Below are 17,278 nucleotides of genomic sequence, written 5' to 3'. Positions count from 1 at the left end.
ACGCTCGGCATTCGGGGGGAGGACGGAACGTAACGCGCGTAGAACCGCGGCGCGAAAAGAGCGCCGCGGTTCTCACGTGCCGGACTGCAGACGGAACAGCGCCCAGACGACCTTGCCGTTGAGCGTGCCGGCGAGCGGGTGCCACCCCCAGCTGTCGGCGAACGAGTCCACCAGGAAGAGGCCCCGCCCCGACTCCGCCGAGAAGTCCTCGGAGTCGCCGGCGACCGGGCTGTCGTGGCTGGGGTCCCGTACCGCGCACACGACCCTGTCGGTCCAGCGCATCAGGTGCAGCCGCACCGGCGGGTCCTGCTCCGCCGCGCGCGGGGTGTCCGCGGGCAGCGCGTGCCGGAGCGCGTTGGTGACGAGTTCCGAGACCACGAGGCAGACGTCGTCGAAGCGGTCGCCGGTGTCCCACTGGTCCAGCGTGCGACGGGTGAACTGCCGCGCGTCGCGCACCGCTTCGTAGCGGGGCGGCAGGGCGCAGGAGGCGGCGTTGGACACTGCCGCGGGGTCCAGTGGCGGAAGCCCCTGCCGTAACGGCTCGAGCATGGTCGATCCATTCGTCCCCATGCGAGGCACTCCCGGGGTTCGCGGTCGTGGCGATGCAGCGGTGGCGCGAGACCATCGTTCCGAATGCATTCACCAGATGCAAGGGCAGATGCACGTGCACGCGCCCGAATTGGACCTTCCCATACCGCTTCTGGGTCATTTTTTCCGCCGTCTTCCTGCCACCTTTCAGGGTCTGGCTTGTCTTCTCCTTGCCTCTTCCTGTGTGTCTACGTTGAAAGCTTGCTGTTTCTGTAATCGAACGAGTACTGCTTGAAGTGTTTTAGTGGCAGACTGCGGCCCTTGAGGACAGGTTGGGGAGGCGGACGAACGTGAGCGCGCAGGAGTCGGGATCGGTGGTACGGCGCATGCTGCTCGGCTCTCAACTGAGGCGGCTCCGCGAGTCGCGCGGCATCACCAGAGAGCGGGCCGGCTACTCGATCCGAGCCTCCGAGTCGAAGATCAGCCGTATGGAGTTGGGCCGGGTGAGCTTCAAGACGCGGGACGTCGAGGATCTGCTGACGCTCTACGGGATCTCCGACGAGGCGGAGCGCACCTCGCTGCTCTCCCTTGCCAAGGAGGCCAACGTCGCCGGCTGGTGGCACAGTTACTCGGACGTCCTGCCCAGCTGGTTCCCGACCTACGTCGGCCTCGAAGGCGCCGCGGCCCTGATCCGCTCCTACGAGGTCCAGTTCGTGCACGGCCTGCTGCAGACCGAGGCGTACGCGCACGCGGTCGTCGCGCGGGGCATGAAGGGTGCGAGCGCCGCCGACATCGAGCGGCGCGTGGCGCTGCGCCTGGAGCGCCAGAAGTACCTGGTGTCCGAGAACGCCCCCGATTTCCACGTCGTGCTGGACGAGGCGGCGCTCCGGCGCCCCTACGGCGACCGCGGCGTGATGCGGGGGCAGTTGCAGCATCTGATCGACGTGTCCCAGAGGTCCAACGTACGTCTTCAGGTCATGCCGTTCAGCTTCGGCGGGCACGCCGGCGAGAGCGGGGCCTTCACGGTCCTCAGCTTCCCCGAGTCCGATCTGTCCGACGTGGTGTACCTGGAGCAGCTGACCAGTGCGCTGTATCTGGACAAGCGCGAGGACGTCACCCAGTACGAGAAGGCGATGAAGCAGCTCCAGGACGACAGTCCGGGTCCCGACGAGAGCCGTGACTTGCTCAGGGGACTGCTCCAACTCTCTTGAAACACAAGTACGATGACGCGTGATCAGACCGTGAAGACGATCGTGTCTCTGCTTCGGCAGCAAGGGATTGAGGGATCACATGTCGTCCTACTTCACCGACCTGGCTCAGCAGTACATCGGCGGCGAGTGGCGTCCGGGCACCGGTTCCTGGGACATCATCGACTTCAACCCGTACGACGGTGAGAAGCTCGCCTCGATCACGATAGCCACGGTCGACGAGGTGGATCAGGCCTACCGGGCCGCCGCCGGAGCCCAGAAGGAATGGGCCGCGACGAACCCGTACACGCGTCGGGGCGTCTTCGAGAAGGCGCTTCGGATCATCGAGGAGCGCGAGCAGGAGATCGCCGAGGTGATCATCGCGGAGCTCGGCGGGACGCGCCTGAAGGCCGCCTTCGAACTGCACCTCGCCAAGGAGTTCCTGCGCGAGTCGGTGAACCTGGCGCTGCGGCCCGAGGGGAAGATCATCCCGTCGCCGGTCGACGGCAAGGAGAACCGCCTCTACCTCGTCCCGGTCGGTGTCGTCGGGGTCATCAGCCCCTTCAACTTCCCGTTCCTGCTGTCGCTGAAGTCCGTGGCGCCCGCGCTGGCCCTCGGCAACGGCGTGGTCCTCAAGCCGCACCAGAACACCCCGATCGTCGGCGGTTCGCTGGTCGCCAAGATCTTCGAGGACGCCGGCCTGCCGGGCGGACTGCTCAACGTCGTGATCACCGACATCGCGGAGATCGGCGACGCCTTCCTGGAGCACCCGGTCCCGAAGGTCATCTCCTTCACCGGGTCCGACAAGGTCGGCCGCCATGTCGCGACCGTGTGCGCCGCGCAGTTCAAGCGCTCCGTCCTCGAACTCGGCGGCAACAGCGCGCTGGTGGTCCTGGACGACGCGGACGTCGACTACGCCGTGGACGCCGCCGTGTTCAGCCGGTACGTCCACCAGGGCCAGGTGTGCATGGCCGCGAACCGCATCCTCGTGGACCGGTCGGTCGAGGCGGAGTTCACCGAGAAGTTCGTCGCCAAGGTCAGGACGCTGAAGACGGGCGACCCGCGGGACCCGGAGACCGTGATCGGTCCGGTCATCAACTCCAGCCAGGCGGACGCGCTTTCGGCCACCGTGGAGCAGGCGCTCGCGGAGGGCGCCACCGCCCTGGTGCGCGGCACCGTCCGCGACAACCTCATCGAGCCGGTCGTACTGACAGGCCTGCCCGCCGACTCGGCCGTGCTGCGCCAGGAGATCTTCGGCCCGGTCGCCCTCCTCGTCCCGTTCGACGGGGAGGAGGAGGCCGTACGGCTCGTCAACGACACCCCGTACGGACTGAGCGGGGCCGTGCACACCGCCGACGTCGAGCGCGGTGTCTCCTTCGCCAAGCAGATCGACACGGGCATGTTCCACGTGAACGACGGCACGGTGCACGACGAGCCGCTGGTCGCATTCGGCGGCGAGAAGTCCTCCGGCATCGGTCGGCTGAACGGCGAGGCGACGGTCGAGGCGTTCACCACCCAGAAGTGGATCTCGGTGCAGCACGGCCGCAGCTTCTTCCCGTTCTGAGCCTTCCCGGTTCTCCTCGCGTCGTGTCGGGCCCTTGCGGACAGCAGCTGTCCGCAAGGGCCCGTAGCTTCGTCGGTGTCAGGCAAGCGGCACCCACGAAAGGCGGCCCCCCCATGGTCATGCACGTGCACGCAGAGGCCCACGGCGACGAGCGCGGCGCGCTGCTCGCCTTCCTGGACGAACAGCGCGGAGGAATCCGCCGGACCCTCCTCGGGCTGACCGACGAGCAGGCCGCGAGCCGTCCGAGCGCCAGCGAGCTGTCGCTCTCGGGGCTGCTCAAGCATGTGGCGGAGACCGAGCAGGGCTGGCTGTCGCGGGCCCGCCAGGTGGCGCCGGACACCCAGCGCTCCGAGGAGAACTGGGGTGACAGCTTCCGGCTGACCGGCGACGAGACGGTCGAGTCCGTGCTCGCGTACTGGGACGAGGTGGCCCGCGGGACCGAGGAGTTCATCCGGTCCGTGCCCAGCCTGAACGACACCTTCCCGCTCCCCGACCAGCCCTGGTTCCCGGACGACGAGGCCGTGTCGATGCGGTGGCTGATGCTCCGCCTGATCGCGGAGATGGCCCGGCACGCGGGCCACGCCGACATCGTCCGGGAGTCCCTGGACGGGCGGACCGCCTTCGAGCTGGTGGCCCAGGCGCAGGGCTGGGGCTGAGGCGCCGTCCGGGGCAGGTGCCCGGGGCGGGCCGGCGCGTCCTACGCTGGTCCGTATGTCAGCGATTCGTCTCCTCGTCCTGGGTGCCGTGCGCCAGCACGGCCGGGCCCACGGCTACCAGGTGCGCAACGACCTGGAGTTCTGGGGCGCCCACGAGTGGTCCAATGCCAAGCCGGGTTCGATCTACCACGCGCTCAAGCAGATGGCGAAGCAGGAACTGCTGGTGGCCCACGAGATCGCGCCCTCCACGGTCGGCGGTCCGCCGCGCACCGAGTACGAGATCACCGAGAAGGGCACCGAGGAGTTCTTCGCCCTGCTCCGCGAGTCGCTGACCGCGTACGACCAGAAGCCGGACGTCCTCTCCGCGGCGCTCGGATTCCTGGTGGACCTTGAGCGCTCCGAGGCGGTCCGGCTCCTGGAGGAGCGGGTGCGGGTCATCGAGCAGTGGCGTACGGCCGTCACCGAGAGCTACACGCCCGAGGAGGGCCCCGGTCAGCTCGGCCACATCGGCGAGATTATGAACTTCTGGGTCACCTCGGCCGACACCGGCGCCCGGTGGACCCGCGGGCTCATCGAGCGGATCAGGGGCGGTGCCTACACCTTCGCGGGCGAGGGCGAGCCGTTCGTCGGGGTCCTCGCCGAGGGCGCCGAGAATCCGTACGCCACCCAGGAGCGGCACCCCGGCGACGCCCGCTGAACGGCTGTCCGGACTCTGGCAGTAATCAAGTTTGACCAACCCCCGACGCGGGTGTACCCTCCGCCTTCCTGTTGGTAGTCAAGTTTGATTACCTAGATATGGAGGGAGCTCGATGACCGACGCGATCGTGGTCGAGGGCGTACGGAAGCGGTACGGGGACAGGCCCGCCCTGGACGGGCTCGACCTGACGGTCCGGCGCGGCACGGTGCACGGGGTGCTCGGCCCCAACGGCTCGGGCAAGACGACCCTGGTGAGGGTCCTCGCCACCCTGCTGCGGCCCGACGGGGGCCGCGTCGAGGTCGCCGGGCACGACGTGCTCACGGCCGCCCGCGAGGTGCGCCCGCGCATCGGCCTGCTCGGCCAGCACGCGGCGCTCGACGAGGAGCTCGGCGGACGGCAGAACCTGGAGATGTTCGGCCGGCTCCACCACCTGGGCGCGCGCCGGGCGGGAGCCAGGGCCGACGAACTGCTGGAGCGCTTCGGCCTCGCGGACACGGGCCGCAAGGCCGTGAAGCGGTACAGCGGCGGCATGCGGCGCAGGCTGGACCTCGCCGCCTCGCTCATCACCGAACCGGAGGTGCTGTTCCTGGACGAGCCGACCACGGGCCTCGACCCGCGCGGCCGCGCGGAGGTCTGGGGCGCGGTGCGCTCCCTGGTGGGGGGCGGTACGACCGTGCTGCTGACCACGCAGTACCTGGAGGAGGCCGACCAGCTCGCCCACCGGATCTCGGTGGTGGACCGGGGGCGGATGGTCGCGGACGGCACGGCGGACGAACTCAAGGCCCGGTCGGGCGGCGACCGCATCGACGTGGTGCTGCGGGACGCGGGGCAGCTCGGCGCGGCCGTCGTCCTGCTGCCGCTCGCCCGCTCGGAGATCTCCGTCGACGCCGACCGGCGGCTGCTGAGCGCTCCGGTCACCGATCGCATGGCGGCGCTCTCCGGGGTCGTACGGGCCCTGGAGGAGGCCGGGATAGTGGCGGAGGACGTCGCGCTGCGGCGGCCCACGCTGGACGAGGTGTTCCTGCGCCTCACCGAGGGCGGCGACCGTGTGAAGGAGGCGCTGTGAACACGTACGCGCTGAGTGACTCCTGGACCATGACCCGCCGTGAACTCGCCCACTGGGCACGGCAACCGGTGCAGGTCGTGGTCGGTCTGGTCTTCCCCGTGATGCTGCTGCTGATGTTCGGCTTCCTGATCGGCGGCGGCCGGGGCGTCGACGGGGAGTACGTCGACTTCCTGGTCCCCGGCATGCTCGCGCTGACCATGGCGTTCGGCCTGGAGGGCACGATGCTGGCCGTCACCCAGGACCTCAACAAGGGGGTGATCGACCGGTTCCGGTCGATGCCGATGGCCAACGGGGCGGTGCTGGTGGGCCGTTCGGCCGCGGACATGCTCCAGTCGGCGCTCGGCCTCGCGGTGCTGATCGGGGTCTCCCTCGCGATCGGCTGGAGTCCGCGGGGGAGCGCCGGGGCCTTCGCGGGCGCGGTGGGGCTGCTTCTGCTGCTCCGCTTCGCGATGCTGTGGATCGGAATCCACCTGGCGCTGGTCGCAGGCCGGCCCGAGATGGTGCAGGCCGTGCAGATCCTGGTCTGGCCGGTCGGCTTCCTGTCCAACGCCTTCGCGACGCCGGACTCCATGCCCGGCTGGCTCGGCCCCGTCGTCGAGTGGAACCCGATGTCGCAGACCGCCACGGCCGTACGCGAGCTGTTCGGCGGTCCTGGCGGCGAGGCCGGGCACGTCTGGGCCGCGGTGGCCTGGCCCCTGGCGCTGCTCGCGGTGTTCTTCCCGCTCGCCGTACGGAGGTTCGCGGCCCCGGCGAAGTAGGCCGGGCCCGGCGGGGCGTTCCGCCGTCGTCCGCGGCCGGTCCGCCGGTGCCGGGCCCGGGCGGGGCCCGGCCCATCCGTGGACCCGCCGCGGGCGGCAGGGGCGCCGTCAGTGGTGGAAACCGGTCGCCGCCGACTTGTCCCTGGTCAGCGGGTGCGGCTGCTGGCGCAGCTCGGGCAGCAGGCGGCCCAGGTCGTCGAGGAAGAGGTCGCCGAGGTCGGAGGAGAAGCCGTTGCGGCACACCACGCGCAGCACCGACAGGTCCTCGCGGTTCGCGGGGAAGGTGTACGCGGGCAGCAGCCAGCCGTTCTCCCGCATGCGCCGGGACACGTCGAAGACGTCGTACGCCTCGACCCCGGGCGCGGTGGTGAAGGCGAACACCGGCAGTTCGTCGCCCCGGGTGATGAGCCGGAAGTCGCCGAGCGCCTCGATCCGCCGGGCGAGCCCCGTCGCCACCTGCCGTGTCGTCTGCTGCACGGCCCGGTAGCCCTCGCGGCCGAGGCGCAGGAAGGTGTAGTACTGCGCCACCACCTGGGCCCCGGGGCGGGAGAAGTTGAGCGCGAAGGTCGGCATGTCGCCGCCCAGGTAGTTGACGCGGAAGACCAGCTCCTCCGGCAGTTCGGCGGCCGTGCGCCACAGTGCCCAGCCCACGCCCGGGTAGACCAGCCCGAACTTGTGCCCCGAGGTGTTGATGGAGGAGACCCGCGGCAGCCGGAAGTCCCAGACCAGCTCCTCGTCCACGAAGGGGGCGACCATCGCGCCGGACGCGCCGTCGACGTGGACGGGGATGTCCAGCCCGGTGCGCTCCTGCAACGCGTCGAGCGCGGCGCAGAGTTCGGCGATCGGCTCGTACGAGCCGTCGAAGGTGGAGCCGAGGATGCCCACGACCCCGATGGTGTTCTCGTCGCACAACTCGGCGGCGGCCTGCGGATCGAGGTGGAAGCGGTCGCCCTCCATGGGCACCTGGCGGGCCTCGACCTCCCAGAACGTGCAGAACTTGTCCCAGCAGACCTGCACGTTGACGCCCATGACCAGATTGGGCCGGGCGCCCGGGTACCGGTCGGCGTTGCGCTGGGCCCAGCGGCGCTTCAGCGCCATGCCGGCCAGCATGCACGCCTCACTGGACCCCGTCGTCGAGCAGCCCACGGCGGCGGACGGGTCCGGCGCGTTCCACAGGTCGGCGAGCATCGCCACGCAGCGCCGTTCCAGCTCGGCCGTGCGCGGGTACTCGTCCTTGTCGATCATGTTCTTGTCGCGGCACTCGCCCATCAGCATCGCGGCGTGCGGTTCCATCCAGGTGGTGACGAACGTCGCCAGGTTCAGACGCGAGTTGCCGTCGAGCATCAGCTCGTCGTGCACGAGCTGGTAGGCGGTGGCCGGCGGCAGCGGACCGTCGGGCAGCCGGTGCTTCGGCGGGGCCTCGGTCATTCCGCCGACCGGGTTCGCACCCGCGTAGAAGGGGTTGACGGTCACAGGGTGATCGTCGGGCTCCTGGTGGCCGGTGTGGAGCGGCATGGCGCCTCCGGTCGGTGGGGTCGGGCCTCCATGCGCGGGCCCTGAATCACCATAAGCGGATAAAACAGACATCGCGCGCCCCGTGGATTCGCGCTTGCACCTCACGTGGCGTAAGGCCTCAGCCTGGGTGCGCAACGGAAGGAAGGGAGCGGGGGCGATGAGCTACACCGTGGGACAGGTCGCCGGTTTCGCCGGTGTGACGGTGCGCGCGCTGCACCACTACGACGAGATCGGGCTGCTCGTACCGGGCGGACGCAGCCACGCGGGGCACCGGCGCTACGAGGACGGCGACCTCGACCGGCTGCAGCAGATCCTGTTCTACCGGGAGCTGGGCTTCCCGCTCGACGAGGTCGCGGCCCTGCTCGACGACCCGGACACGGACCCGCGCGCGCACCTGCGCCGCCAGCACGAACTGCTGACCGACCGGATCGAGAAGCTGCGGAAGATGGCCGAGGCCGTGGAACACGCGATGGAGGCACGCACGATGGGTATCGATCTCACACCCGAGGAGAAGTTCGAGGTCTTCGGGGACCAGGACCCCGAGGAGCACGCGCGGGAGGCCGAGCGCCGCTGGGGCGGCACGGACGCCTACGCCGAGTCGCAGCGCCGCGTCGCGCGCTACGGCAAGGACGACTGGCAGCGCATGCGGGCCGAGACCACCGCCTGGGGCGAGCGCTACGGCTCCCTGATGGCGGCCGGCGAACCGGCGGCGGGGGAGAGGGCCATGGACCTGGCCGAGGAGCACCGGCTGCACATCACCCGGTGGTTCTACGACTGCTCGTACGAGATCCACCGGGGGCTCGGCGACATGTACGTGGCGGACGGGCGGTTCAAGGAGTTCTACGAGTCCGTGCGGCCCGGCCTGGCCGAGCACCTCAGGGAGGCGATCACGGCGAACGCGGCCCGCCACGGGGCCTGACGGCGTCGAAGTCCGGTGGGGCCGCCCGCGGTGACGGGCGGCCCCACCCGGGTCGCGCTACTCCTTGACGATCACCACGGCCGTACCGTAGGCGCACACCTCCGTGCCCACGTCGGCCGCCTCGCTCACGTCGAAGCGGAACATCAGGACGGCGTTGGCGCCGCGCGCCTTCGCCTGGTCGACCAGGCGTTCCATCGCCTGGTTGCGGGTCTCCACGAGCGTCTTGGTGAGGCCCTTCAGCTCGCCGCCGATCATCGACTTCAGACCCGCGCCGATCTGGCTGCCCAGATGCCGGGAGCGCACCGTGAGCCCGAAGACCTCACCGATGACCTGTTCGACGCGATGGCCCGGCACGTCGTTCGTCGTCACGACCAGCACATCGGGCCGGGGGCTCTGACCCCCGCCGTACTCTTCGATTCCCATGGCCCACAGCTTTGTCCCAGTCGGGGCACAGTGCATCCTGGAGGAGCCGGTGGAACCTGGGCGCGTCGTGCCGCGTTGGTAACTTTGGTCGGCCACACCTCGCCCGCCACCGAATCCACCACCCCTCAGGAGCCCGGAACCGTGACGACGCTTGCCCTCGGTCCAAGCTGGTTGGATCCGGACTACCTTCTCGACTCGTTCGGCATCTGGGGCCTGCTCCTGATCGTCTTCGCCGAGTCGGGCCTGCTCATCGGCTTCTTCCTGCCGGGTGACTCCCTGCTGTTCACGGCGGGTCTGCTGATCACCTCGGGCCAGCTGGACTTCCCGCTGTGGGGGGCGATCCTGCTGATCTGCGTGGCCGCCATCCTGGGCGACCAGGCGGGCTACATGTTCGGCAAGAAGGTGGGCCCCTCCCTCTTCACCCGCCCGGACTCCCGCCTCTTCAAACAGGAGAACGTGGTCAAGGCCCACGAGTTCTTCGAGAAGTACGGCCCGAAGTCGCTGGTGCTGGCCCGTTTCGTACCGATCGTGCGCACGTTCACGCCGATCATCGCGGGCGTCAGCGGCATGAAGTACCGCTCCTTCGTCATCTTCAACGTCCTCGGAGGCATCCTCTGGGGCGCCGGTGTGACCCTGCTGGGCTCCTGGCTCGGGCGGATCGACTTCGTCGCGAAGAACATCGAGCCGATCCTGCTGCTGATCGTCTTCATCTCCGTGGTCCCGATCCTCATCGAGTTCCTGCGGGCCCGTAAGGGCGGCAGGAGCAAGGGCGGGGACACCGAGCCGCGGACCCCGGACGCCCACACGCCCCCGGCGGCCCCCGTCATGGACGACCGCACGGCCCAGCTCCGCCGCGTCCCGCAGGACCAGCAGTACGGCCGGGACCAGCAGTACGGCGACGGCGGCGGACACGGCCGCCCCTACGGCGACACCCAGCGGTACGGCGACGGCAATGGCAACGGCGGGGAGCAGGGCGGCAACCAGCAGTACGGCGGCAGGGGCGACGGCAACCAGCAGTACGGCGGCCAGGGCCACCCGCAGCCCTACGGGGACCAGCCCTACGGGGACCAGCCCTACGGCCACCCGCAGCCGCAGGGCCGGCCGTACGCGCAGCAGTACCCGCAGGGCTACCAGGAGGACCGGCCGTACCCGCAGGCCGACCAGTACCCGCAGACCCAGCCGTACCCGCAGCACCAGCAGTACCCGCAGAACCCGCAGCAGCAGGGCCCCGCGCAGCCCCAGCACCCGCAGAACCCCCAGCACCCGCAGAACCCCCAGCACCCGCAGAACCCCCAGCACCCGCAGAACCCCCAGCACCAGCAGTACCCGTACGGCCAGGACTACCCGCAGGGCTGAACCGTCGGTCGCGCCCGCACCCGCACCCCACCGGGGACGCGGGTGCGGGCGCGTCCGTGTGTCGGGCCCCGGGGCCGCCCGGCGCGCGTCCCGACCGGGGCGGGTCGGTCAGAAGCCGCGGGTCCGCTTGGCGGCGCGGCGGGCCCCCGAGGAGCCGCCCGGAATCCGCAGGAACAGCCGGGAGATCTCGGACCCGAGATTCACCCCGATCGCGATGGCCATCGCCAGGGCGGCCGCCTTCGTGAGCGACACCAGCCCCCCGTCGACGTTGTTCTGGGCGATCGCCAGCAGTCCGAAGTACGTGGCGGAACCGGGCAGCAGCGGCCCGATCGCGGCCGTCGTGTAGGGCAGCGCGGACGCGAACCGGTAGCGCGACATCAACTGCCCGAACAGGCCCACCAGGCCGGCGGCCACGGCCGTCGAGGCGACCGGCGAGATCCCGCCCGCGTAGTGCATCGCGCCGTACACGCTCCACGCGACGCCGCCGTTGAGGGTCACCATCAGCACGGTGGACCGCTCCTGCTGGAGCAGCACCGCGAAGGTGAGCGACAGCAGCATCGACGCGCCGATCTGCCACACCGGCCGCTCGGCGAACTGAAGGGCCGCGTCCGGGTTCAGCTCGGCGCCCAGCTTCACGCCGAAGTACAGGACGACGAGCACGCCGACGACGATGCCCACGAAGAAGTACATGACCTCCAGGAGGCGGGCCGCGGCGGTGATGTAGTAGCCGGTCAGGCCGTCCTGGACCCCCGCCACCAGCGCCCGCCCGGGCAGCAGCGCGAAGAGCCCACCGGTGATCACCGCGGACGCGCGCACGTCTACGTCGGCGAGCGTGAGCGCCACCCCCATCGCGGCCGCCGGCATCGCGGCCACCGTGAACTGGTAGAACTCCGGCAGCCCGCGCCCCGCGCACAGCCACGCCAGACGGTCGCCCAGCACGGCGCTGACGGCCGCGGCCAGGAACACGACCAGGTCGCCGCCGACGAGCACGGAGGCCGCGCCGGCGAGCAGCCCGGTGGCCGCGGTCAGCACCCAGCCGTTGTACGGGTGCCGGTTGCGGCGGATCTCCGCGAGCCGCCGGTAGGCCTCCTCCAGCGAGACCTCGGTCTCGTCGTCGCTGATGTCGTCGACGAGCCGGAACACCGCCGAGAGCCGCGTGTAGTCCGTCCCGCGGCGGCGCACCGTCCGGGAGGCGGTCACCGGGTCGTCCACCAGGGACGGCTGGTAGGAGATCGACAGCAGGGTGAAGGTGACGTTGGGCTCGCAGCGGTCAAGGCCGTAGGAGCGGCACACGGCGAACATCGCCGCCTCCACGTCCTCGGCGCCCTCCCCGCCCGCGAGCAGCAACTCGCCGATGCGCAGGGTCAGGTCGAGCACGCGCGGTACGGCCGGGCCCTCGTCCTCGGACTTCTGCACGGTCTCGGGAACCGGCCGCTCGGCGACCGGCATGCGCAGCATCGTGCGCATCCGGTCCTGCCAGGGGGCGTCCTTGGTGAGGTCGACCCTGGGTATCCCGGCCGGCGGGGTGAACGCGGGAGGCGCGTGCCGGGCGCTGTAGGTCCGCGGGGTGCTGAACGCGGAGCCCTCGCCCTCCGCGGGCATCGGCGTGACGTCCAGCCCGTCGGGGACCAGGAACTCCGACGTCGTCGACGACTCGTCCTCGACCGCCGGCGGTGGCGCCACCACGCCCGTCGGCTGGACGAACGCGCTCCGCGCGTCGTCCGACTGCGGTTTGCGGTCTTCCGCTTCCGGCTGCGCCACCAGTGCCTGCCTCGCCTTTCCTGTTCCCCTGCGTCTCCCCCGTACCTTCCGTATGCCTCAGTATGCGTACGGATACACGAACGGGCCGCGTGACCCTGGGGGTCACGCGGCCCGTTCGGAGCCGGAGCGGGGGTCAGTGACCGCCGGTCTCCTTGAATCGCTTGTACGAGCGCTCGATCTCGGCCTCGGCGTCGGTGCGCCCGACCCAGTTGGCGCCCTCGACGGACTTGCCGGGCTCCAGGTCCTTGTAGACCTCGAAGAAGTGCTGGATCTCCAGGCGGTCGAACTCCGACACGTGGTGGATGTCGCGCAGGTGCTCCACACGCGGGTCGTGCGCGGGCACGCACAGCAGCTTGTCGTCGCCGCCGGCCTCGTCCGTCATCCGGAACATGCCGATGGTGCGGCACTGGATGAGGCAGCCCGGGAAGGTCGGCTCGTCCAGGATGACCAGCGCGTCCAGCGGGTCGCCGTCCTCGCCGAGGGTGTTCTCGACGAATCCGTAGTCGGCCGGGTAACTGGTCGAGGTGAAGAGGCGACGGTCCAAGCGGATCCGACCGGTCTCGTGGTCCACCTCGTACTTGTTCCGCGAACCCTTCGGAATCTCGATCGTGACGTCGAACTCCACCGGTGGCTCCTCCATGATCAGCACATAGTTCTGGTGGTTAAGTGTCCCTCACGCAGGTGGGTGATCGCGAAAGGGGCTGGTGGGTCGTGCCGGAGCTGAAGGCCTGGCGGTCCGCGAGACCGCAGGTGATGCGGGTCGCGCGATCCGTGGGACCGCAACTCGTGCGGGCCGTGGGAGCCGTGAAGTCACCGCTCGTCCGGGCCGCCGGAGCCGTGAAACCGCTGGTCACACGGCCTTCGACCGTGCAGTTCACGACGGGGGCCGCCACCCTCGGACTCATCGTGGCGGCCACTGTGGTGACGGCGGCCGGACCCTGGGACTCCACCGGTCAGCGTACGGCGGAGCGGGACTGGGCCGCATCGCGTGAGGACTCAGGTGGCGCAGATCACGGCCATGTGTCCGGTACGTCCGGAAAGGCGCCGGCGCCCGCGCCGAGCGCCGCGTCCGTTCTCGCCGGCCTCGCGGGCGCCGGCACGGCACCCACCGAACGTGCCCTCGCCGACGCGCTCGGCCCTCTCCTGGCCGACCCGTCCCTGGGCTCCTCGCGGTCGGCCGCCGTCGTCGACATGGCCACCGGCGAGCGCCTGTACGGCAAGGGCGCGGGCGACGCGCTGACACCCGCGTCCACCACGAAGATCGCCACGGCCGTCGCGGTCCTCGCCGCGGCGGGCCCCGACCACCGCATCGAGACCCGGGTCGTCCTCGAACCCGGCACCGACGAGGTCGTCCTGGTCGGCGGCGGCGACCCCACGCTGACCGCCCGCAAGGACGCCGACGGCAACGCCAGCCTGCGCGACCTCGCCGACGCCACCGCCCGCGCACTGCGGGGCCGCACGTCCGGCGAGGTGACGCTCTCCTACGACACCTCGCTGTACGAGGGCCCCACCGTGCACCCCATCGGCCCGAACCCCAACCTGGCCCCCGTCGTCGCCCTGATGGCCGACGAGGGCCGCAAGAACGACTCGACCGCCGGACCGGCGGCGCGCAGCACGGACCCCGCGGCCGACGCGGCCCGCGCGTTCGCCGGGTTCCTGAAGGACCGCGGCGTCCGTACGACGGTCCCGGGCCCCTCCAAGGCCACCGGCCGGGCGAAGGAACTCGCCGCCGTCACGTCCCCGCCCCTGTCGGCGCTCGTCGAGCGCATGCTGACCAGCAGCGACAACGACATCGCCGAGGCCCTCGCCCGCCGGACCGCCGTCGTCGGCGGCGGACCCGCCAGCTTCCAGGGCGGCTCGGCCGCCGTCCGCGAACAACTCAAGAAGCTCGAACTCCCCCTCAAGGGAGCGAAGTTCGCGGACGGCAGCGGCCTGGACCGTGCCGACAAACTCACCGCGGACCTGCTCACCGCCCTGCTGGCGAAGGCCGCCGACCCCGACCACCCCGAACTGCGCCCCGCCCTCACGGGACTCCCCGTCGCCGGCTTCACCGGCACCCTGACGAAGCGGTACGCCGGCCAGTCGGGCACCGGAGTCGTACGGGCCAAGACCGGCACCCTGACCGGCGTGCACGCCCTCGCCGGCACCGTCGTCGACAGCGACGGCCGCCTCCTGGCCTTCGCCTTCCTGTCGTTCTCCGACCCGCCCACCGAACCCACGGCCACCCAGCGGGCCCTGGACCGCCTGGCGTCGGCCCTCGCGGGCTGCGGCTGCCGCTGAGCGCGGGTGCCGCCCGCTGGGGCGCGGAGCGCCGCGCTCCCGGGCCCCGCGCTCCCGGGCCCCGGACTCCCGCCGGTACCCGTGGGCCGCCGCACGGCGGAACCTCCCGCCCCCGCGCTCCCTGCCCCAAGCGGCAGCGCTCACGTACGGTTGACGCATGACGAGCATCGGTGGTGCCGCATCTGCTGGGATGGTCGACTGGAATCTCGCGGTGGCGACCGCGACCCGGCTCGTACGGCCGGGCCCGGAGGTGAGCCGTGACGAGGCCAGGGCCGTCGTCGCCGAACTGCGCCGCCACGCCAAGGCCTCCGAGGAGCACGTCCGCGGCTTCACACGGATGGGCGGGGACGGCCTCCGCGACACGCCCGTCCTCGTCGTCGACCGCCCGGGCTGGGTCCGCGCGAACGTCGCCGGGTTCCGGGAGATCCTGAAACCCCTGCTCGACAAGATGCAGGAACGTCGCGGCGGCACCCCGGGCGGAGCCGTCCTCGGCGCCGTCGGCGGCAAGGTCACCGGCGTCGAACTGGGCATGCTGCTCAGCTTCCTGTCCTCCAGGGTGCTCGGCCAGTACGAGACCTTCGCCCCGGCCACCCGCGAACTCCCGGCCGGCGCCGACGGCGGCGGCAGGCTCCTGCTCGTCGCGCCGAACATCGTGCACGTGGAGCGGGAACTCGACGTCCAGCCCCACGACTTCCGGCTCTGGGTCTGCCTCCACGAGGAGACCCACCGCACCCAGTTCACGGCCGTGCCCTGGCTGCGCGACCACCTGGAGGGCGAAATCCAGTCGTTCTTGGCGGAGACCGAGGTCGACCCGATGACCGTCCTCGAACGTATTCGCGAGGCCGCCCAGTCGCTGGCCGGCAGCCGCCCCGAGGGCGAGGAGGGCGACGACACGCGCTCCCTCGTCGAGATCGTGCAGACACCCGCCCAGCGCGAGATCCTCGGCCGGCTCACCGCCGTGATGTCCCTTCTGGAGGGACACGCCGACTTCGTGATGGACGGTGTCGGCCCCTCCGTGGTCCCGTCCGTCGCGGAGATCCGCGAGAAGTTCCAGCAGCGCCGCGCCAAGGGCGCCTCCCGGCTCGACCTGGCCCTGCGCAAGCTGCTGGGCCTCGACGCCAAGCTCCGTCAGTACCGGGACGGGGAGCGGTTCGTGCGCGGGGTCGTCGACCAGGTCGGCATGGACGGCTTCAACCGCGTGTGGACCTCACCGAACACGCTGCCCACCAAGGCGGAGATCTCCAAACCGGCGGACTGGGTCGCGCGGGTGCACCGTAAGGCAGAGTCGTGAAACGAATCCGGCCGACGGCAGGTGAACGCCCCTCCAATCACCCGTCCGAGGGACCGTGAGCGATGGGTAGGCGTGCAATGCTCGGGGAACGGCCCGGTTCTGTCACCATCTACACACTCTGAGTGACCGACCTCGGGCTCAGCCCCCGACAATTTCATGAAGGGAACCGGACATGGGTCCCCATCCTGCGGTCGCGGCGATACGCCTGGCGGTCCGCCGCGTACTCCACGACGTCCTCACCGACCACGCCCCCGAGCAGTCCCCGTACGAGCCCGCTCCCGGCTCGCGCGCCCCCTCGGGCACGCGCGTGCCCGCGACGCCGCCGCTCGTGCTGGTCGCGTGCTCCGGCGGCGCCGACTCCATGGCGCTCGCCTCCGCCCTCGCCTTCGAAGCCCCCAAACTCGGCATCCGCGCCGGCGGCATCACCGTCGACCACGGGCTCCAGCCCGGCTCCGACCTGCGCGCCGGCGAGGTCGTGCTGCGCCTCACCGAACTCGGACTCCGTCCGGCGGAGTCCGTCACCGTCACCGTCGGCCGCGAGGGCGGCCCCGAGGCCGCCGCCCGCGACGCCCGGTACGCCGCGCTGGACGGCGCCGCCGAGCGGCACGGCGCCGCCGCGGTGCTGCTCGGCCACACCCGGGACGACCAGGCCGAGACCGTCCTGCTCGGGCTGGCCCGCGGCTCCGGCATCCGCTCCCTGTCCGGCATGGCCGCCGTGTCCGGGGGCGCGGGGGCCGCCCGACGCTACCGCCGGCCGTTCCTGCACCTCGACCGGCAGACCGCCCGCAAGGCCTGCATGGTCCAGTCGCTGCCCGTGTGGGACGACCCGCACAACGCGGACCCGGCGTACACACGTTCCCGGCTGCGTCACGAAGGCCTGCCCGCGCTGGAGAAGGCGCTCGGCAAAGGGGTGGTCGAGGCCCTCGCCCGTACGGCCCAACTGTCCCGCGACGACGCCGACGCCCTCGACGCCTGGGCCGGTCAGGCCGAGGCCACCGTGCGCGACGCGGCGGGCCTCCTGGAGTGCGCGAAGCTCCACGCCCTGCCGCCCGCCGTGCGCCGCCGCATCCTGCGCCGCGCCGCCATCGACGCCGGTGCGCCCGCAGGTTCGCTGTTCGCCCGGCACATCGAAGAGGTCGACCGGTTGATCACCGGCTGGCGGGGCCAGGGCGCCATCAATCTCCCGGGCAAAGTCGTGGCTCAGCGGCAGGGTGGCAGACTGGTGATCCGGCAAGGCTGAAAAAGGGTCCCTCCTTCGGGGAGCGACTCCACCGGAG

General features: G+C 71.1%; 15 protein-coding genes and 1 pseudogene. 11 read left to right on the top strand and 5 right to left on the bottom strand.

Going from position 1 to position 17,278, the window contains the following annotated elements; genetic code table 11:
* Positions 1-72 precede the first annotated feature (72 nt).
* A complete protein-coding gene (locus tag IE265_RS17410) occupies positions 73-549 on the bottom strand; it encodes an ATP-binding protein (protein WP_229916244.1) in 477 nt (158 codons plus the stop codon).
* Positions 550-902: 353 nt separating this feature from the next.
* Here IE265_RS17410 and IE265_RS17405 point away from each other — a divergent pair, with 353 nt between their 5' ends.
* From IE265_RS17405 to IE265_RS17380, 6 genes are all read left to right on the top strand, one after another.
* Positions 903-1,739 (top strand): Sco1979 family transcriptional regulator, encoded by an 837-nt coding sequence (locus tag IE265_RS17405; RefSeq protein ID WP_494486031.1) that lies wholly within the window; start codon positions 903-905, stop codon positions 1,737-1,739.
* 79 nt (positions 1,740-1,818) lie between these two features.
* Entirely contained in the window at positions 1,819-3,279 is a 1,461-nt protein-coding gene (locus tag IE265_RS17400; protein WP_190036502.1) for an aldehyde dehydrogenase family protein, read from the top strand.
* A gap of 113 nt (positions 3,280-3,392) precedes the next feature.
* Positions 3,393-3,935, top strand: a complete 543-nt coding sequence (locus tag IE265_RS17395) for a DinB family protein (RefSeq protein WP_190036501.1) — start codon at positions 3,393-3,395, stop codon at positions 3,933-3,935.
* Positions 3,936-3,990: 55 nt separating this feature from the next.
* Complete coding sequence (locus IE265_RS17390; RefSeq protein WP_190036500.1) at positions 3,991-4,632, top strand: PadR family transcriptional regulator; 642 nt, start codon at positions 3,991-3,993, stop codon at positions 4,630-4,632.
* 112 nt (positions 4,633-4,744) lie between these two features.
* Complete coding sequence (locus tag IE265_RS17385; protein WP_190036499.1) at positions 4,745-5,698, top strand: ATP-binding cassette domain-containing protein; 954 nt, start codon at positions 4,745-4,747, stop codon at positions 5,696-5,698.
* Entirely contained in the window at positions 5,695-6,456 is a 762-nt protein-coding gene (locus tag IE265_RS17380) for an ABC transporter permease (RefSeq protein WP_229916243.1), read from the top strand. The genes IE265_RS17385 and IE265_RS17380 overlap by 4 nt, the downstream gene beginning before the upstream one ends.
* A 108-nt stretch (positions 6,457-6,564) precedes the next feature.
* Here IE265_RS17380 and gad read toward each other — a convergent pair whose 3' ends face one another.
* A complete protein-coding gene (gad, locus tag IE265_RS17375; protein ID WP_190036498.1) occupies positions 6,565-7,971 on the bottom strand; it encodes a glutamate decarboxylase in 1,407 nt (468 codons plus the stop codon).
* A 157-nt stretch (positions 7,972-8,128) separates the two neighbouring features.
* Here gad and IE265_RS17370 point away from each other — a divergent pair, with 157 nt between their 5' ends.
* On the top strand, positions 8,129-8,890 hold the full coding sequence (locus IE265_RS17370) for a MerR family transcriptional regulator (protein WP_190036497.1): 762 nt from the start codon (positions 8,129-8,131) through the stop codon (positions 8,888-8,890).
* 57 nt (positions 8,891-8,947) lie between these two features.
* Here IE265_RS17370 and IE265_RS17365 read toward each other — a convergent pair whose 3' ends face one another.
* Positions 8,948-9,313: a YbjQ family protein gene (locus tag IE265_RS17365; RefSeq protein ID WP_190036496.1), complete on the bottom strand. Its 366-nt coding sequence runs from the start codon at positions 9,311-9,313 to the stop codon at positions 8,948-8,950.
* A gap of 141 nt (positions 9,314-9,454) precedes the next feature.
* Here IE265_RS17365 and IE265_RS17360 point away from each other — a divergent pair.
* Positions 9,455-10,507: pseudogene (locus IE265_RS17360) on the top strand (DedA family protein); the annotation flags it as partial.
* Positions 10,508-10,777: 270 nt separating this feature from the next.
* Here IE265_RS17360 and IE265_RS17355 read toward each other — a convergent pair.
* Together IE265_RS17355 and IE265_RS17350 are read right to left on the bottom strand one after the other, a co-directional pair.
* Positions 10,778-12,430: a threonine/serine exporter family protein gene (locus IE265_RS17355; protein WP_190036494.1), complete on the bottom strand. Its 1,653-nt coding sequence runs from the start codon at positions 12,428-12,430 to the stop codon at positions 10,778-10,780.
* A gap of 133 nt (positions 12,431-12,563) precedes the next feature.
* Positions 12,564-13,055 (bottom strand): inorganic diphosphatase, encoded by a 492-nt coding sequence (locus IE265_RS17350; RefSeq protein ID WP_033321679.1) that lies wholly within the window; start codon positions 13,053-13,055, stop codon positions 12,564-12,566.
* A 128-nt stretch (positions 13,056-13,183) separates the two neighbouring features.
* Between IE265_RS17350 and dacB the strand changes: the two genes are divergently transcribed.
* The 3 genes from dacB to tilS all read left to right on the top strand — a co-directional run bounded on the left by dacB (position 13,184) and on the right by tilS (position 17,241).
* Positions 13,184-14,710 (top strand): D-alanyl-D-alanine carboxypeptidase/D-alanyl-D-alanine endopeptidase, encoded by a 1,527-nt coding sequence (gene dacB / locus IE265_RS17345; protein WP_190036617.1) that lies wholly within the window; start codon positions 13,184-13,186, stop codon positions 14,708-14,710.
* A gap of 157 nt (positions 14,711-14,867) precedes the next feature.
* A complete protein-coding gene (locus IE265_RS17340; RefSeq protein WP_190036493.1) occupies positions 14,868-16,001 on the top strand; it encodes an Rv3626c family coenzyme F420 biosynthesis-associated protein in 1,134 nt (377 codons plus the stop codon).
* 172 nt (positions 16,002-16,173) lie between these two features.
* Positions 16,174-17,241, top strand: a complete 1,068-nt coding sequence (tilS, locus tag IE265_RS17335; protein ID WP_190036492.1) for a tRNA lysidine(34) synthetase TilS — start codon at positions 16,174-16,176, stop codon at positions 17,239-17,241.
* Positions 17,242-17,278 lie beyond the last annotated feature (37 nt).

Source organism: Streptomyces fructofermentans (assembly GCF_014651055.1).
GTDB classification, from domain to species: Bacteria; Actinomycetota; Actinomycetes; order Streptomycetales; family Streptomycetaceae; genus Streptomyces; species Streptomyces fructofermentans.
This window is presented reverse-complemented; position numbering and strand designations above follow the sequence as displayed.

What these genes read in the sequence shown, in the direction of transcription:
- IE265_RS17410 (WP_229916244.1), bottom strand. Translation starts at nt 549, where the DNA reads ATGCTCGAGCCGTTACGGCAGGGGCTTCCGCCACTGGACCCCGCGGCA.
- IE265_RS17400 (WP_190036502.1), top strand. Translation starts at nt 1,819, where the DNA reads ATGTCGTCCTACTTCACCGACCTGGCTCAGCAGTACATCGGCGGCGAG.
- IE265_RS17395 (WP_190036501.1), top strand. Translation starts at nt 3,393, where the DNA reads ATGGTCATGCACGTGCACGCAGAGGCCCACGGCGACGAGCGCGGCGCG.
- IE265_RS17390 (WP_190036500.1), top strand. Translation starts at nt 3,991, where the DNA reads ATGTCAGCGATTCGTCTCCTCGTCCTGGGTGCCGTGCGCCAGCACGGC.
- IE265_RS17385 (WP_190036499.1), top strand. Translation starts at nt 4,745, where the DNA reads ATGACCGACGCGATCGTGGTCGAGGGCGTACGGAAGCGGTACGGGGAC.
- gad (WP_190036498.1), bottom strand. Translation starts at nt 7,971, where the DNA reads ATGCCGCTCCACACCGGCCACCAGGAGCCCGACGATCACCCTGTGACC.
- IE265_RS17370 (WP_190036497.1), top strand. Translation starts at nt 8,129, where the DNA reads ATGAGCTACACCGTGGGACAGGTCGCCGGTTTCGCCGGTGTGACGGTG.
- IE265_RS17365 (WP_190036496.1), bottom strand. Translation starts at nt 9,313, where the DNA reads ATGGGAATCGAAGAGTACGGCGGGGGTCAGAGCCCCCGGCCCGATGTG.
- dacB (WP_190036617.1), top strand. Translation starts at nt 13,184, where the DNA reads ATGCGGGTCGCGCGATCCGTGGGACCGCAACTCGTGCGGGCCGTGGGA.
- IE265_RS17340 (WP_190036493.1), top strand. Translation starts at nt 14,868, where the DNA reads ATGACGAGCATCGGTGGTGCCGCATCTGCTGGGATGGTCGACTGGAAT.
- tilS (WP_190036492.1), top strand. Translation starts at nt 16,174, where the DNA reads ATGGGTCCCCATCCTGCGGTCGCGGCGATACGCCTGGCGGTCCGCCGC.